The sequence below is a fragment of the Streptomyces sp. JLBJ103 genome (genome assembly GCF_058215575.1).
Genome location: NZ_CM177089.1, coordinates 4,434,703 through 4,450,020 on the forward strand (window position 1 = coordinate 4,434,703; position 15,318 = coordinate 4,450,020).

A 15,318-nucleotide genomic window follows, 5' to 3' on the forward strand; every position below is an offset into this window, starting at 1 on the left:
GTCGGCACCGCCTCAGCCCTTGCTCACCGCCGTCAGGATCTCCGGCAGCCGGGCCAGCGTGCGCGGCGCGGCCAGCCGCAGCCCGGCCTCCGCGATCAACGCGCCGTAGACCGCGCCCACCGGCAGTACCAGCCACAGGAGTTCATGGGCACCGCTGAGGTGCAACCAGATCGTCATGCCCAGCACCGGTGCGCTGAGCACCGCGCCCGCGATCATCCCGCCGAAGATGCTGATCCACGCGATCCCCGTCTGTCCGGGCGCGACGTTCTTGTAGCCGCTGTCCTGGGGGATGGAGTACGGGAACTGCGCCGAGGTCAGGGCGCCGGTCGCCACCAGCGCGCCGAGCAGCCCCAGGCCCATCCCCAGCGTCTCGGGCGCGGCGTCCCACCGGTCCATGACCGTGGCGGCGACGATCAGGGCGAGGGTGGTGTACGGCAGGGCGACCAGGCCGATCGCCATCGCCCGCCCCCGCAGCTCCAGATAGGCGTCCCGCCGCGAGGAGATCGTCTGCGAGACCATCCAGAACGCCGAGGAGTCCTGGCCGAACTGGTTGTACATCTGCATGCCCAGCAGCCCCGGGGCCCAGAGGGCGGTGTTGACGGACCCGGCGCCCTGGAGCCAGGTGATGACGGGCAGCAGCAGCCCGATCGCCAGCGAGGTCGCCCAACTGGCCTTGGTCTTGGGGTTCCGCACCGCGTAGCGGAGGGTCTGGTGCATCACGACGCCGGTGCGGCCCGCGGGCAGCAGCCGCCCCAGCGGACCGCCCGCGTCCCGCCGCCCCGACTCCCGCCCGGGTGCGTCCGCCTGGAGCGTGGAGGCATCCGGCGCGGTCATCAGCTGCGTCAGACTCCGCTGCCACCACCACAGCAACAGCGCCAGCGCGCCCGCGGTCAGGGCGAACTGGGCGGCGGCGGTGGCGTAGGCGCCGTCGCTCACCCCCTGGACGGCGTCGACGGCCGCGGCGGGCGGCACCCAACGCAGCACATCGGCGGCGGGCTCCAGCACCGAAAGACCGTTCTTGCCGGAGAGCTGCTGCCAGCCGACGTTCACGAACTGGAGGCCGACCGCCACGAACAGCCCGCTCAGCAGCGCCAGATCACGGCCCTTGCGGCTGGTGAGCAGCCGGATGTTGGCCGTGGCGACGGCCCGTGCCAGCGCCACGCATACCAGCAGGTTCAACACCACGGCCACGACGCCCGCCAGGGCGGCGGCCGCCCCGTGCGTGAGCGCCACGGCCGAACCCGCCGCCAGGGTCAGGGTGAACAGCGGGCCGATGCCGATGAGGGAGGACAGCAGCAGCGCGACGATCAGCGGGCGCGGCCGCAGCGGCAGCATCACCAGCCGGGTCGGGTCCAGGGTTTCGTCGCCGCCGGGGAAGAGCAGCGGCACCACCGCCCAGCCCAGGGCGAGTACCGCGCTGAGCACGGTGACGAGCGCGGCGGCGTGGTCATGGCCGCGCAGCAGCACCAGACCGAGCAGTTGCAGCGCGGCGAAGAGCAGCGTGAAGACGATCGAGGTGATGTACGCCGCGCGGCGGCCCGCGGACTGCCGCAGCCCGTTGCGCAGCAGCGACAGCTTCAGGGTGACGAAGACCGGGGTGAGCGATCCGGTCGGGGCGGCCGGGGGCGCCGGGGCGGTGGTGCCCAGCGGATCGGTGACCGTCATCGGGCACCGCCGCCGAGCCAGTCGAGGTCATGGCCCGCGCCGTGCCGCTGGGCGCCGACCAGCTCCAGGAAGGCGTTCTGGAGGGAGGGGGCGTCGCCGCGCACCTCGGCCAGCGGTCCGTGTGCCCGGATCCGTCCGGTCGCCATCACCGCGACCCAGTCGCACAGCGACTCCACCAGTTCCATCACATGGCTGGAGAAGACAACGGTGGCGCCGGAGCGGGTGTAGCGCTCCAGCACTCCGCGGATGGTCTGCGCGGAGACCGGGTCGACGCCTTCGAAGGGCTCGTCGAGGAAGAGGACTTCCGGATTGTGGAGGAGTGCGGCGGCCAAGCCGATCTTCTTCCGCATACCGGTCGAGTAGTCGATCACCAGCTTGTTCTGGGCGCCCGCCAGGTCCAGGACGTCCAGCAGCTGGGCGGCGCGCTTGTCGACCTCGGCCCCGGGCAGTCCGCGCAGCCGCCCGGTGTAGGCCAGCAGTTCGCGGCCGGACAGCCGCTCGAAGAGCCGCAGCCCCTCGGGCAGTACCCCGATCCGGGCCTTGACCTCGGCCGGGTCGCGCCAGACGTCGTGTCCGGCGACCTCGACGGTGCCGGAGTCGGGCCGCAGCAGCCCGGTGATCATCGAGAGGGTGGTGGTCTTGCCCGCCCCGTTGGGGCCGACGAGGCCGATGAACTGGCCCGCGGGCAGCTCCAGATCGATGCCGTGGACCGCGATCTGCTCGCCGTAGCGCTTCCACAGCCCACTCACCCGTACCGCGGCGGCGCCCTCCTGGCGCGGCCGAGTTGTGTCCTCCGGCACCGGTTCCACCCCGTTCTTCCCACGTCATGTGTTGTGCGGGGCCGGTCGTGCCCCGTGGGCGAACACCCTACGCGGGGGAGGTCCGGAGGGATCCGGTCCGTCAGCCGCTCTCCCGCCGGCCGTCCCGTCCGCAGGCGTAGGCGAGGGCGCTGACCAGCTCCTCGGCGTCGGGGAGCCAGCGGTTGGCGGCGGTGGGGCGGCGGGCCCACTGCACCGGTCCGTGGCGGCCGACCCGGGTCGGGGGCGCGACCACGTAGTCACCCTCGCCGCGGGCCACCAGATCGATGGCGTCCGGCGGCCAGCCCAGATTGCGCACCAGCTCGGGGGTCTTGGCGGCGCCGCCGGGGAGGACGAAGAAGAGCATCCGGCGGGTGGCGGTGGAGGTGACCGGGCCCAGCTCGACGTTCCGCCGCTCCATCCGCGCCAGCGCCAGACAGCCCGCCGACTCGGGGACGTCGAGGGCGTCGAAGGTGCGGCCGGTGGGCAGCAGGATCGACGCGTGCGGGCTCGCGGCCCACATCCGGCGGACCACGACCGGGCTGCCGGTCGCCTGGTTCACCCAGTCCCGGCCGAGCGGATGGGCCCCGGGGGACGGGCAGTCGGCGGCCGCGCAGGAACAGCGCTCCACACCGGCCACCGGCTCCAGCCAGGCGCCGGCGAGCACGTCCCAGTGCCGCTCCTCGGCATAGCGCACCGCGGTGTCGACCAGCCGCTCGCCGCGCTGCCGGGGGATCTGCGATGTTCCTGTCACGTCCATGGTCTCTTCCACGCAGAGGACAACTTCCGCCGTCAACAAGGGTTACGGCCGGGCACCCGGCCGGGCGGGGGCGGCCGGAGGCCGGGGGTGCGCGGCGACGTCATGTGGGGCGCATGGGTGCACGGCCGGGGGCGCGTATGCGGTGGCGGCTCTGTGAGCGGGTAGCCACCATCCGTGACGGGCGTACGAGTTTCCGGCCGCCGTGCCGCGTCGTCCGGGGGACTGCCCCGGTCTCGTGTCGGTGCCGTACGCGAACGATGCGGTCGATGGGGTCAATGCGGGCAAGGTTCGTATTCATCAGCATTCGCCGTATATCCGCGATATCTGCGGGGCATTGATCAAAAGGGACGGCAAGAGCCGAGAACGCACAGCAGTCACAGGGGGTAAGCCATGGCCGCTAGGCCGCTTGTGGCGCGACAGCCGAACGAACGGCTGCAAGCGCTCATCCAGGAAGCCGCGTGCTCCAACGCCGGCTTGGCGCGCAGGGTCAACATGTGCGGCGCCGAGCACGGTCTCGATCTGCGCTACGACAAGACCTCGGTCGCCCGCTGGCTGCGCGGACAGCAGCCCCGGGGGCGCGCCCCGGGGATCATCGCCGAGGCGCTCGGCCGCAAACTGGGCCGTACGGTCACCATCGACGAGATCGGGATGGCCAACGGCAAGAACCTGGCGTCGGGTGTCGGGCTCCAGTTCTCGCCCACCGTCGTGGGCGCCATAGAGCAGGTCTGTGAGTTGTGGCGGAGCGATGTCGGCCGCCGTGACTTCCTGAGCGGGTCCACGGTCGCCGCCTCCGCGCTGGTCGAGCCCAGCCGCGACTGGCTGATCACTGGCGCCGATGTCCAGGTCGCGCGCACGGCCGGGGCCCGGGTGGGCCGTTCCGACGTGGCGGCGGTGTGCGCCACGACCGACGCGCTCGTGGAACTGGACCACCGCTACGGCAGCGGACATGTCCGCCCCGTTGTTGTCCACTATCTGAACAGTGTGGTCTCCGGGCTGCTCGCCGGTTCCTACCGGGAGGCGGTCGGCCGGGAACTCTTCGGAGCGGTCTCCCGGTTGACGGAGCTGGCCGGATATATGGCGGTGGACACCGGCCAGTCCGGACTCGCCCAGCGCTACTACATCCAGGCGCTGCGGCTGGCCCAGGCCGCCGGGGACCGTGGCTACGGCGGCTATGTGCTCGCCGCCAGCATGAGCCATCTCGCCGCCCAGCTGGGAAACCCGCGGGAGATCGCCCAGTTGGCGAAGGCCGCGCAGGAAGGTTCGCGCGGCCAGGTGCCGCCGCGCGCCGAGGCGATGTTCCTGGCCGCCGAGGCCCGTGGCCACGCCCTGCTGGGCGACGCCCGTTCCAGTCAGGCCGCGGGCGGGAAGGCGCTGGACGCCATGGAGCGGGCCGACGGCAGCGGTGGCGCGTCCGGCGACGACCCGGTGTGGATCCAGCACTTCGACCGCGCCTATCTGGCGGATGAGCTCGCCCACTGCCATCGCGACCTCGGCCAGGCCGAGTCGGCCCGGCGACGTGCCGAAGAGGCCCTGGAGGGCCACCCGGAGGGGCGGGTGCGGCGCCGGGCGATCGGGCTGCTGCTGCTGGCCGCGGCGCACGTACAGGAGCGCGAGGTGGAGCAGGCGTGCCAGATCGGCACCCAGGCGGTGGATCTGCTGGGGACGCTGCGGTCCAGCCGCGGTACCGAGTATCTGGACGACTTCCAGCAGCGATTGGAGCCGTACCGGGACGAACCGGTGGTGCGTGAGTTCGGGGCGCGGCTGGGGGTGCAGGCCGCCTGACCCTCCCCGCGGCGGTGGCCGCGCGGCATGCATGGGGCCTGTACAGGTCGGTGTTTATTGGTGGATTGCGACATTCGCCGCCGTGCCGCAGGTCCCGTCCCGCCCGGTGTCCGGCGGTGGCCGCTGGTTGCCAGCGTGCCGGGCATCGTTCCTGGTCACAGCGGTGTGACCGATATCGCGGTGACCAGTCTCTCCCTCTCCGCGCGCTCCGGCGGGCTCCGGGCACATCGGCGAACCGGTAGCGTGACCCGACGATTGCGTAAGTTCCGCACAGCCAAGGAGTCCCGGTGACGCAGAGCGGACAGGGGAACGAGCCGCAGGTGCCTGCGGCCCCGCCCGCCCAGCCCACGCAACCCGTGCGCGAGGGCGTCGTGCTGCCTGCCCAGGGCGACCAGCGGCCCTCGGATCAGCAGCACCAGGCGGCCCCGGCGGGCGGCCAGGCATGGGGTCAGCCCTGGGGGCCGCAGAGCGCGCAGAGTGCGCAGAGCGCGTCGCCTGGTGAGCCGTGGGCGGCGGACCCGCTGCCGCCGGAGGGCGGCTCCTATGGTCAGTCGCCGGAGGGCGGCTCCTATGGTCAGGCCGCGCCGCTGCCGCCGCAGGGGCAGCCGTACGGACAGCAGCAGGGCTGGGCCTCGGCACAGCTGCCCTCCCAGGGGCAGGCCGCGCCCCAGGGATCGCTGCCGCCGGAGAGACCCGCGCAGCCGTTCCCGGACGCCGCCGACGAGACGCAGCTGCTGCCGCCCCAGCCCGCAGCAGCCGACGCCGAGGCGACCCAGTATCTGCCCCCCATTCCCGGCTCCGGCCCGGCGCCCGGCGCCCCGGGTCCGATACCCGGCGGTCCCGGCCCGATACCCGGTGGTCCCGGTCAGGGACCCGGCGGTCCGGGGCAGGCGCAGCCGCCCCAGGACACCCCGACGACCATGCTTCCCAAGGCGGCCGCCAGCGCACCGCTGCCGCCCGAGGCCCCCAAGGCCGAAACACCCGCCGAGTCCACCACCCAGCTGCGCGCGGTACGCCCCAACCGGGGCGCGCACCGCGGCGGGCGGGCGGCGCAGCCGATGCCCTCGCAGGCGCCGGTGAACGCCGCCGAGGAGACCCAGGTGCTCCCGGGGCCCGTTCCGGCGGGCGAGCCGCCGCGCCCCGCTGCCCCCTTCGCCATCCGGCCGGGCCGTCCCGGGGACCGGCCGCCGCCCGCCGAGTTCGACGGTCTGTTCCGCTCCGACGGCGGTGCCGGCCCGGACGCGCCCGATGAGACCCAGCAGCTCCCGCAGTTCGACGCCCACGGCCCGATTCTCCCGCCCTCCGGCGGGGAGCCGGGCGGTGGCCGCCGCCGCGGCGGGGGCGGCCGTCGCCGTCTGTCGCCCGCGGTGCTCATCGGCATCGTCGTGGCGGGCTGCGGTATCGCCGGGCTCGCCGCCGGGGCCGCGCTCAGCGCGGGCGGTGACGACGAGGAGAAGGACAAGAACTCCACCCTCAACAGCGCCGGACCGGGCGCCGGGGACGACGGGCCGAGCAAGGCTGCCGACCCCGCGCAGCCGCAGGCGAAGGCGCTGGATCTGCTGCTCGCCGACAGCAACAACAGCCGGGCGTCGGTGATCACGGCCGTCGGCAACATCAAGTCCTGCAAGAACCTGTCCACGGCCGCCTCAAATCTGCGCACGGCGGCGGGGCAGCGCAACAACCTGGTGACCCGGCTTGGCAAGCTCTCGGTGGACAAGCTGCCGAACCACGAGCAGCTGACCGCGTCCCTCACCAAGGCGTGGAAGTCCTCGGCCGCGGCCGACAACCAGTACGCGGCCTGGGCCGATCAGGTCGCGGGCAAGAAGGGCTGCCACAAGGGTAGGGCCCGTAACTCCCCGCATGTGGCGGCGGCCGAGCGGGCCAGTGGCCAGGCGACCGCGGCCAAGAAGCAGGCGGCCGGGCTGTGGAACCCGATCGCCTCGAAGTACGGGCTCACCAAGCACGACGCCACCCAGCTGTGAGACCCACCAAGGGGCCACAAAGGGGCGGGGCTAACCGGCCCCGCCCCTTTGCGCGCGCGGGGGGCTTCAGCCCGCGGGGTGGTAATGCTCCATCGTCCTGCCCACGTTGACGAAGCCCTTGCGCACGGCGACCACCCGTCCGTCGCGCACCACCTGGTAGGTGACGTCCGGGTTCACGATCCGCGGGTAGTTGGGCACGTTCAGCATGTCGGCGTAGCCCCAGCGCAGCGTCGGCGTCAGCCCGCCGGTGTCGACCGCGTGGCCGTGGTCCAGCGCCTTGCGCACCGTACTGGCGGTGATCTTGTGACCGTCCAGCGACTTCAGTACCGAGCGCAGCACCGTGTAGGCGATCCAGGTGGTCTGGGTGCCGGGGTCGGCGGGGTCGATGCGGTTGTCGTCGAAGGCGTACTTGTTGATCACCTTGTTCATGGTGGCCCAGCGCCGGTCGTCCGCGGCCGGGTACCAGCCGGTGGCGTAGGTGCCCTCCAGGGCGCTGTTGCCGCCGCCGGTGCTGTCGACGAGGGACTGCCGCACACTGCCCAGGACGGAGGCGATGCGGACCTTCGGATAGTTCTCCTGTACCCGGCGGAAGGAGTCGAAGAAGGTGCCGGTGCGGTTGCCCAGCGCCGCGGTGACACAGGCGTCGTCCAGCTTCGCGCCCTGGCCGAGGCCGCCCGGCGACGTCGCGGCGCCCACGCCCTCCAGGGCGCTCCGGGCCTGCCGGGTGTAGTCGCCCGCGTCCTCGGGGGCCCGGACGTCGTGCGCGGCCCGGCGATTTCCGGCCCGGAGACCGGCGTCGAGCAACTCGGGCAGTTCATCGCCCGCGATGGTGTCCGGGCGGACGAGGGAGACCCGCTTGCAGACGGAGGCGAGCTGGCGTCCGTTGCCCACCAGCAGCGCCGCCTGGCCGCCGTTGACGGGATAGGAGTACGGGCTCTCGAACTCCTCCTGGGTGAGCCCGTAGCCGCCTATGTACGGGATGCCCGCGACCTCCAGCGGGGAGATGAAAGAGCGGCCGTGCTGGCTGTACGAGCCGACGACCGCGACCGCGTCCTCCTCCTTGGCCCGCTGGGCGCAGCGGGCGGCCTGGATCGCGTCATTGCGCTCATTGCAGGTGACGACCTTCAGCTTGCGGCCGTTGATCCCGCCGGAGTCGTTGACCCAGCGGGCGAATGCCTGCGCCATGGCGGGCATACCCGGCATATTGGTCGCCTTGGTGTCTTCCGGTGCCCAGGTCATCACGGTGATGGGTTCGCCCTCGGCCCCCTCCGCCAGGTTGCCGCACCCGGCGAGCAGCGGTGCGCCGACCGCCATGCACAGTGCCGCGACCGCGGCTTTGAAGGGGCGGGAGTGCAGGCGTCGCCGAACGGTCATACCGACCGAGAATGCCCTTGCGCGCGGAATTCCGCCGCTATAGCGACCCAATGCGAGGTGGCCGGAGGATGAACAGCCGGGGGGCGGCTCGACCGTGGTTGTGAAGAACGTACGATCGATGGCTGTGCAAGGTTCGGAGAAGTCTTCCCGTCGCGGCCGTCGCTCGAGCACCATGGGCGGTATGCCTGTCAACGACATGCCGTGGTGGCGCTGGCGCAGCAATGTGCGCTCGGCGCTGCACATGCTCGCCGATCCGGTCTTCCAGCGGGAGTGCTGGCTGGCCGGCCAGGATGGATACGGGGATGTCACCGACGCCGTCTACCGGCTGGTCGAGGACACCTGGCTGGACAACTGGTCCGCCGAGAAGTACGTCGGGACGATCTTCCGCGACTCACAGGAGGCGGCGCTCGTCGACGTCGCCGTGCTGCGGGTGCTGAGGATCATGCACCAGGTGGGTGCCGACGCCCAGGTCTCGGCCTATCTCGACCACCACGGGTGGCCGGAGGCGGTCCGGGCGGCCCGGGAGGCCCATGTACGGCTCGCCACCAACGACGGCGAGGATCCGGACCAGCCACCGCGGACGCTCGAAGTGCTGGCGATCATGACGCAAGCGGTCTGAGGATCTTCGCAGGTGTGCGACGCTATGGAGTCATGAGCGAGTCGCATTCCGCCACCGACCGGGCCGACCGGTCCGGCAGTCCCGATCAGTACGTCCTGACGCTGTCCTGCCCGGACAAGCGGGGCATCGTGCACGCCGTGTCCAGCTACCTCTTCATGACCGGCTGCAACATCGAGGACAGCCAGCAGTTCGGGGACCGCGACACCGGGCTCTTCTTCATGCGGGTGCACTTCAACGCGGACCCGCCAGTGCGGGTGGAGGATCTGCGCGCCAGCTTCGCGGCGGTCGGCGAGTCGTTCCGGATGGACTGGCAGATCCACCGCGCGGACCAGAAGATGCGCATCCTGCTCATGGTCAGCAAGTTCGGGCACTGTCTGAACGACCTGCTGTTCCGGTCGCGGATCGGGGCGCTGCCGGTGGAGATCGCCGCGGTGGTCTCCAACCACACCGACTTCGAGGAGCTGGTGGGCTCCTACGGGGTCCCGTTCCACCACATCCCGGTGACGAAGGACACCAAGGCGCAGGCGGAGGCCGAGCTGCTGGAGCTGGTGCGCACCGAGCGGGTGGAGCTGGTGGTGCTGGCACGCTATATGCAGGTGCTCTCGGACGATCTGTGCAAGCAGCTCTCGGGCCGGATCATCAACATCCACCACTCCTTCCTGCCGAGCTTCAAGGGCGCGAAGCCGTATCACCAGGCGCATGCGCGCGGGGTGAAGCTGATCGGTGCCACCGCGCACTATGTGACCGCCGATCTGGACGAGGGCCCGATCATCGAGCAGGAGGTCGAGCGGGTGGGCCATGAGCTGACCCCGGACCAGCTGGTGGCGGTCGGCCGGGATGTGGAGTGCCAGGCGCTGGCGCGTGCCGTGAAGTGGCACAGCGAGCGGCGGGTGCTGCTGAACGGCCACCGTACAGTCGTCTTCGACTGAGCGGTCGGCCTGAGCGGCCGGTCGCGCGGGGGCGCGCGCTCAGAGGCGGGACAGCGAGGCGGTCGCGTAGAGCACGTCCCTGATGGCCTCGATGTCGCCGGACTGTCCGGCGGCGGCCTCGGCGGGCGGCACATGGCCCGCGGCCAGCTGGTAGAACGCCTCGCCGTCCAGGGCGATATGCGCCACCGCCTCCTCCGGCGAGGCCAGCGCGGCCGGGGAGTCCAGCGGGATGTACCAGTCGCCGCCGCCGATGCCCTCGACCTCCAGATGGAGCGTACGGCCCGGGGAGCCCGCCGCCACCAGCTGCCGGGGCGGGGCCGCGAGCCCGGCGCGGCGACGCTCGGCCAGGGTGCCCGGTAGCAGCCGGGCGCACAGGTCGATCATGGCTTTGAGATGGGCGGAGGCCGGGGGTTCGTACGGGTAGTCGACGGCCTCGGCGATGTCCCCCGCGTGCACCCAGCACTCGAAGGCGCGGTCCAGGAAGGCGTCGCGCAGCGGCAGCGTGAAGTCGCCGTAGGGCACGTCGAGGTCGGACACCCCGCGCCCGGCGAACGACACCGTACGGACCAGGGCGTGGCCCTGCTCACGCCACAACTCCCGCACCGTCCCCGGCGGATCGGCGCCGAGGGCGGCTCCGGGCCCGGTCCGCCAGTACGCCTCGGTGCGCGCGAACGGGGAGCCGGGCGCGGGGGCGCCGAGCGGGTCGGGGAGGCCGAGGGCGGCGGCGATCAGGCCGTCCACCACCATGAGATGGCCGATCACCCCGCCGACGGTGGTGTCCCGCCCGGTGAGCCGCTGTCCGTCGAACCACTTGAGCCGCACCGGTGCCCGCCACTCGGCCTCGCCCATGTCACGCAGCAGCGCGTCCAGCCGGGCGGCCTCGGCGTCGTATGCGGCAGCCCAGCCGGGCACCGGGATCCGGGCCGGGCGGCGGCCCAGACAGCCCGCGAGCACCCGGGAGCGCAGCAGAGGGTCGAGGTCGAGGCTGTGCTCGGAGTGCAGCAGCCCGACGGCCTCGCGCAGCCGCAGCGCCTCCTCGGCGCAGGAGTTGCAGTGGTTGAGGTGGTCCTCGACGGCTGCGGTCTCCTCCGGGGAGCAGGCGGCCAGCGCCCAGGCGCCCAGCAGCGAGCGGAGCAGATCGTGTGAGGGCGGCCGCGGCACCGCGGCGGGCTGCGGCGGAGGTTCCGGTGCCGGTTCGGCCGCGGGCTCCGGCGCCGGCTCGGGTCCGGGCGCGGCGGGCGGAGGTCCGGGGACGGCGGCCGGGGGATCCACGGGCCCGGTACCGGGCCGCCGTGGCGCGGGGATCCCGGTGTCCAGGGTGCCCGGCCAGTGGCCGCAGTCCTCGGCGGCCGTGCGGGGCGGCGGTATCCGGGGCGGTCCGGTGGGTTCAGGAGGAATGCCGGTTTCATCGCCTCTGCCGGGTCCGCCTCGTCCGCCCCCTGGCCCCTGGGCGTGACCTTCGTCACCCTCGCTGCCGGAACGGCCCTCAGGGCGGCGGCCCTCACCGGGGTAACCCCTGCCGTGACGGCCCACGCCGCGGTGATCGCCGAACGCGCCGTCACCGAACGCGTCCTCGTCGTAGGGCTCCGGACCGCTGGACCCGCTCACAGCGCCCGTCCGTATCCGGGCGGCGGAACGGCGCGCGGGGGCTGGACATGGGCCGTGGAGAGGAGTTGGAGGCCCAGCCGCAGACGGCGTCTCGCCTCGTCCTCGCTCACCCCGAGGGCGGCCGCGGCCTGGCGGTAGTCACGGCGGTCGAAATAGGCCAGCTCCAGCGCGGCGCGCAGCGGGCCGGGCATCGATGTGACGATGTAGTCCGCGCGGGCGGCCACGGACGCCTCGCGGATCCGCTCCTCGATGTCCTCGGTGGTCACGTGGCCCTCCTCGGCCGCGGCGGCCTGGGCCGTGCGCAGCCGCTGCACCGCCTGGCGGTGGGCGAGGGTGGCGGCCCAGGAGCGCATCGAACCCTTCTTGGGGTCATAGGCGTCCGGGTTCTCCCAGATGTAGCCGAAGACTTCGCGGGTGACGCGGTCGGCCGCCTCCTCGTCCTCCAGGACACGGTGGGCGAGATGATGAACAAGCGAGGCGAATCGGTCGTACAGCTCACCGAGTGCGGCCGCTTCGCCGCGCGCGAGTCGTTGCTGCATCCTGCGGTCCCAGCGGGGCGGTGCGTCGTTCGGCATGCGGCCCCCATCCCTGCGTCGTCCGGCCGGCTCTCCAGGCACTGTGCCCAACCTTCATATCGAATGTAGTGCCGGGAGCTGACACAACAGCGTCCATGCGGCAAAGTGCGGCACGAGCAGGCTGCACATGGTATTGACCCCCTCACTTTGCGCAGGATTGGCGAGACGAAACGCTTCGCCGGGGCATAGGGTCATTCCCTACGGCGTGTGCCAGGGGGAAGTTTCATGCGGCGGTGGGCGGGCAGCCGCCCGGGAACAGAAAATTCCGGTTAGCGGCGAGCGAAGGGCTTCGGGCGCGTGACGTTGAAGGTGATCGAGGACCGTCGGGGGGAGTGGGTCGTACTCCAGGTCTCCGGAGAGATGGACCTGGTGACGTCGCCCGCGGTCCGGCAGCACGTCCACGACGCGGTTGCCGAGGGCCGCCACTGGCTGGTGCTGGACCTCTCGGAGGTCCGGTTCTGCGACTCCAGCGGTGTCGGTGTGCTCATCGCGGCGCGTCGGTTGATGCGGTCCTGTTCCGGCCGGCTGCGGCTGATCCTGCCGCCCCAGGGGGCCGCGCACGGTTCCCACGTCCACCGGGTGCTGGCGGCGCTCGGGGTGCGGCGGCTGTTCGACGTCCACCCGGACCTGGACGCGGCGACCGAGCCGGACGAGGACGACGAGGACGCGGTCGGCCCCCTGTCGGCCTGAGCCCCGCCCGTCCACCACCCGGCTCTCACGCCGTCACGAACATCCGGCCCGCGGCGGGCATTTCGGGAAGTCCGCCCGCACCACAAAGCCCCCGTCGTCCGTCGGCCCCGCCTTGAGCGTGCCGCCCAGCAGCTGGGCCCGTTCCCGCAATCCGACCAGCCCGTGTCCACCACCGGGCAGTCCCGGCGACGCGGCGGACGCGTCCGGCGGCCCGTTGCGCACCTCGACGCGCAGCTCCCGTGACTTCTCCAGATCCCTGACCCGTACCGTCACCCGCGCCCCCGGCGCGTGTTTGCGGACGTTGGTCAGCGCCTCCTGCACGATGCGGAAGGCGGCCCGCTCCACCGCCTCGGCGGTACGGCCCTCCTCGTCGTCCGACTCCCCGGCGGGGTCCGCCTCGTAGGCGACGTCCAGCGCGCTCAGTTCGATCAGCCGGGGCAGATCCGCCAGCCGGGGCTGCGGGGTGAGGTCCTCCAGATCGCCTCCGGCCGCACGCAGAATCCCGACCATGTGGCGCAGTTCGTCCAGGGTGCGCACGGACAGTTCGCGGATTGTCCGTGCGCCCTCCCGCGCCTTGGCGTCCTCGGCGCTGATCTGCACCGCTCCGGCCTGGAGGCTGATGAGACTGACCTGATGGGCCACCACGTCGTGCATCTCGCGCGCCAGCCGCGCCCGTTCGGTGCTCAGCACCTGCTCGGCGAGCAGCTCGTCCGCGTGGCGGCGGCTGCGGGTGAGGTCGTCGATCCGCGCGGCGAGTTCGCTGCGGGTGCGCACCAGCAGCCCCAGCGCGATCGGGCCGACCGAGGTCACACAGGCGTCGATCAGGACGAGGGTGTTGTCCCGGTAGGCGGTGGGCTCGAAGTCGGAGACCGGCCACGGTATGAAGTGCGCGGTGGCCAGCAGCAGTGCCAGGACGCCCAGCAGTCTGCGGTCCGGGCGGCACCGGGCCACCGTGTAGAGGGCGATCATCGGCGAGAACCAGATGTAGCCGATGAGGATCCCCGGCAGCGTGGCGAGGAAGACCAGCGCGGGGAAGCGGCGGCGCAGCAGCAGGGCGGCCGCGGCCACCAGCGAGACGTTCAGCTCCAGGTCGAAGGTGACGCCGTTGACGAGCAGCGCGTCGGCCACCGCCATGACGAGCGGGATCAGCAGCGAGCCCCAGCGGGTGGCCCAGGACGGCAGCCGCCGCCGCGGCGGCCTGGTCGGGGGCCGCATGTCCTCGAAGAGCGGGCTGGGGGAGGGACGGACGGAGGAGACTGTCATCGGGTCCCGCCTATAGGGGGGCGGCCGGCGATGAGTCCGGCGCGGTCGGCGACGATGGCCGCCTGGACACGGTTGAGACCGCCGAGCTTGCCGAGCACCGCCCGGACATGGTCCTTGACGGTGCTGGCGGCCAGCCCCATCCGCTCGGCGATCTGGGGGTTGGCGAGGCCCTCGCCGAGGAGGGCGAGCACTTCGCGTTCGCGCGGGGTGAGGGCCTCGACGGCCTCGGCGGCGGTCACTTCGGCCTCGGCGGCGAGGAAGCCGCCGATCACGGCGCGGGTGACACCGGGGTCCAGGACGCTGCCGCCCTGGGCGAGGGTCCGTACCGCGCGGACGAGTTGTTCCGGATCGGTGTCCTTCAGGAGGAAGCCCGCCGCTCCGGCGCGTAGCGCGGCGGCGAGGTACTCCTGGACGTCGAAGGTCGTCAGCATGGCGACGGCGGGGGAGCGGGGTGCGGCCCGCAACTGTCTCAGTACGGTCAACCCGTCGGCGTCCGGCATCCGGATGTCGAGGAGGACGACATCGGCCTCGCTGCGCAGTACGGTCTGGGCCGCCCCCGCGCCGGAACAGTCGGCGACGACCTCGATGTCCGGGGCGGTGCCCAGGATCAGCCGCAGGCCGGAGCGCACGAGCGCCTCGTCATCCACTACAGCAACACGGATCACCGGCCGCTCACTCTCCTCAGCTGTCATGCCCATTGCCCGGACAGCCTGCCGTATGCCCGATGGAAAATGGAGCGTTTCACTCCGCCCGATTGGGGGAGGCACCCCCTCCGGTTGGCGGGGGTGAGAGAAGACCAGCGGTGGATGCCGGTCGGGCCGTGCGCCGGGCAGACTTGAGCACATGCTGCACCACCCCGCGGGGTCGACCTGGACCCCGGCCCTGTCACCGCGCCGTAGGGCCTCTCGGCGCGTAGTGACTGCCGCGGACCTGACCGGTCCCGGCAAGGGCCAGTCAGCGGGGCGCTGCCGCGCCCAGGCCGCCGCGACCCCCACACGCGGCGGCCTGTCCACCCTTTGACCGCCCGCCGCGCCGTGTGCGCAGACCAAGCGCTGACCGGCCCCCCGCGGGGGGAGGGACCGGCCTTCGCCCGGCATCGCCGGGGTCGGAAATCACGGACGGCGGGCGCATCACCCCGGTGACGCGCCTGTCCACGCGCACGTCGTGGTGCGCTTTCCTGTTCTGCGTGGCCGCCGTGCATCGTGCTGTTCCTCCGGCTGTTGCCTCCGGCTTTCGGTCTTTCTGACGCTCCTGTCGCACAGGATGTACCTGTC

Annotated in this window: 13 protein-coding genes; 5 read left to right on the forward strand and 8 right to left on the reverse strand. The window is 72.4% G+C overall.

The features are described from left to right. Positions 1–12: 12 nt before the first annotated feature. From AC4BEG_RS19585 to AC4BEG_RS19595, 3 genes are all read right to left on the reverse strand, one after another. Complete coding sequence (locus tag AC4BEG_RS19585) at positions 13–1,665, reverse strand: transporter (RefSeq protein WP_490701044.1); 1,653 nt, start codon at positions 1,663–1,665, stop codon at positions 13–15. Beyond that, entirely contained in the window at positions 1,662–2,465 is an 804-nt protein-coding gene (locus AC4BEG_RS19590; RefSeq protein WP_490701045.1) for an ABC transporter ATP-binding protein, read from the reverse strand. The genes AC4BEG_RS19585 and AC4BEG_RS19590 overlap by 4 nt, the downstream gene beginning before the upstream one ends. 100 nt (positions 2,466–2,565) lie before the next feature. Further along, a complete protein-coding gene (locus AC4BEG_RS19595) occupies positions 2,566–3,222 on the reverse strand; it encodes a bifunctional DNA primase/polymerase (protein WP_490701046.1) in 657 nt (218 codons plus the stop codon). Positions 3,223–3,612: 390 nt separating this feature from the next. Here AC4BEG_RS19595 and AC4BEG_RS19600 point away from each other — a divergent pair, with 390 nt between their 5' ends. Continuing rightward, positions 3,613–5,004 (forward strand): NsdA family TPR-like regulatory protein, encoded by a 1,392-nt coding sequence (locus AC4BEG_RS19600; RefSeq protein ID WP_490701047.1) that lies wholly within the window; start codon positions 3,613–3,615, stop codon positions 5,002–5,004. 287 nt (positions 5,005–5,291) lie between these two features. Beyond that, the gene (locus AC4BEG_RS19605; protein WP_490701048.1) at positions 5,292–6,986 is read left to right on the forward strand and encodes a hypothetical protein; all 1,695 of its coding nucleotides are present in this window, start codon (positions 5,292–5,294) and stop codon (positions 6,984–6,986) included. Between the two features lie 66 nt (positions 6,987–7,052). Here the strand turns inward: AC4BEG_RS19605 and AC4BEG_RS19610 are convergent, their stop codons facing one another. Beyond that, the gene (locus AC4BEG_RS19610; RefSeq protein WP_490701049.1) at positions 7,053–8,360 is read right to left on the reverse strand and encodes an ABC transporter substrate-binding protein; all 1,308 of its coding nucleotides are present in this window, start codon (positions 8,358–8,360) and stop codon (positions 7,053–7,055) included. A 118-nt stretch (positions 8,361–8,478) separates the two neighbouring features. Between AC4BEG_RS19610 and AC4BEG_RS19615 the strand changes: the two genes are divergently transcribed. Together AC4BEG_RS19615 and purU are read left to right on the forward strand one after the other, a co-directional pair. After that, the gene (locus tag AC4BEG_RS19615; protein WP_490701050.1) at positions 8,479–8,979 is read left to right on the forward strand and encodes an SCO4402 family protein; all 501 of its coding nucleotides are present in this window, start codon (positions 8,479–8,481) and stop codon (positions 8,977–8,979) included. Positions 8,980–9,011: 32 nt separating this feature from the next. Beyond that, positions 9,012–9,908 carry a formyltetrahydrofolate deformylase gene (gene purU / locus AC4BEG_RS19620; RefSeq protein WP_201870678.1) on the forward strand — a complete coding sequence of 299 codons (897 nt, stop codon included), beginning with the start codon at positions 9,012–9,014 and terminating at the stop codon, positions 9,906–9,908. Between the two features lie 39 nt (positions 9,909–9,947). On the opposite strand, the gene AC4BEG_RS19625 is transcribed toward purU, so the two are convergent. Both AC4BEG_RS19625 and AC4BEG_RS19630 read right to left on the reverse strand, forming a co-directional pair. Continuing rightward, entirely contained in the window at positions 9,948–11,516 is a 1,569-nt protein-coding gene (locus AC4BEG_RS19625) for a zf-HC2 domain-containing protein (protein ID WP_490701051.1), read from the reverse strand. Continuing rightward, positions 11,513–12,091, reverse strand: coding sequence for a sigma-70 family RNA polymerase sigma factor (locus AC4BEG_RS19630; protein WP_490701052.1), 579 nt, complete (start codon positions 12,089–12,091; stop codon positions 11,513–11,515). The genes AC4BEG_RS19625 and AC4BEG_RS19630 overlap by 4 nt, the downstream gene beginning before the upstream one ends. Before the next feature lie 297 nt (positions 12,092–12,388). Between AC4BEG_RS19630 and AC4BEG_RS19635 the strand changes: the two genes are divergently transcribed. Further along, entirely contained in the window at positions 12,389–12,781 is a 393-nt protein-coding gene (locus tag AC4BEG_RS19635; protein ID WP_490701053.1) for an STAS domain-containing protein, read from the forward strand. Between the two features lie 33 nt (positions 12,782–12,814). Here the strand turns inward: AC4BEG_RS19635 and AC4BEG_RS19640 are convergent, their stop codons facing one another. After that, complete coding sequence (locus AC4BEG_RS19640) at positions 12,815–14,044, reverse strand: sensor histidine kinase (protein WP_490701054.1); 1,230 nt, start codon at positions 14,042–14,044, stop codon at positions 12,815–12,817. After that, positions 14,041–14,709, reverse strand: coding sequence for a response regulator (locus tag AC4BEG_RS19645; protein WP_490707131.1), 669 nt, complete (start codon positions 14,707–14,709; stop codon positions 14,041–14,043). Before AC4BEG_RS19645 ends, AC4BEG_RS19640 begins: the two co-directional genes overlap by 4 nt. Positions 14,710–15,318: the final 609 nt, after the last annotated feature.

Coding starts and splice junctions, on each gene's coding strand:
- AC4BEG_RS19610 (WP_490701049.1), bottom strand. CDS start 8,360: ATGACCGTTCGGCGACGCCTGCACTCCCGCCCCTTCAAAGCCGCGGTC.
- AC4BEG_RS19630 (WP_490701052.1), bottom strand. CDS start 12,091: ATGCCGAACGACGCACCGCCCCGCTGGGACCGCAGGATGCAGCAACGA.
- AC4BEG_RS19615 (WP_490701050.1), top strand. CDS start 8,479: ATGGCTGTGCAAGGTTCGGAGAAGTCTTCCCGTCGCGGCCGTCGCTCG.
- purU (WP_201870678.1), top strand. CDS start 9,012: ATGAGCGAGTCGCATTCCGCCACCGACCGGGCCGACCGGTCCGGCAGT.
- AC4BEG_RS19600 (WP_490701047.1), top strand. CDS start 3,613: ATGGCCGCTAGGCCGCTTGTGGCGCGACAGCCGAACGAACGGCTGCAA.
- AC4BEG_RS19595 (WP_490701046.1), bottom strand. CDS start 3,222: ATGGACGTGACAGGAACATCGCAGATCCCCCGGCAGCGCGGCGAGCGG.
- AC4BEG_RS19585 (WP_490701044.1), bottom strand. CDS start 1,665: ATGACGGTCACCGATCCGCTGGGCACCACCGCCCCGGCGCCCCCGGCC.
- AC4BEG_RS19640 (WP_490701054.1), bottom strand. CDS start 14,044: ATGACAGTCTCCTCCGTCCGTCCCTCCCCCAGCCCGCTCTTCGAGGAC.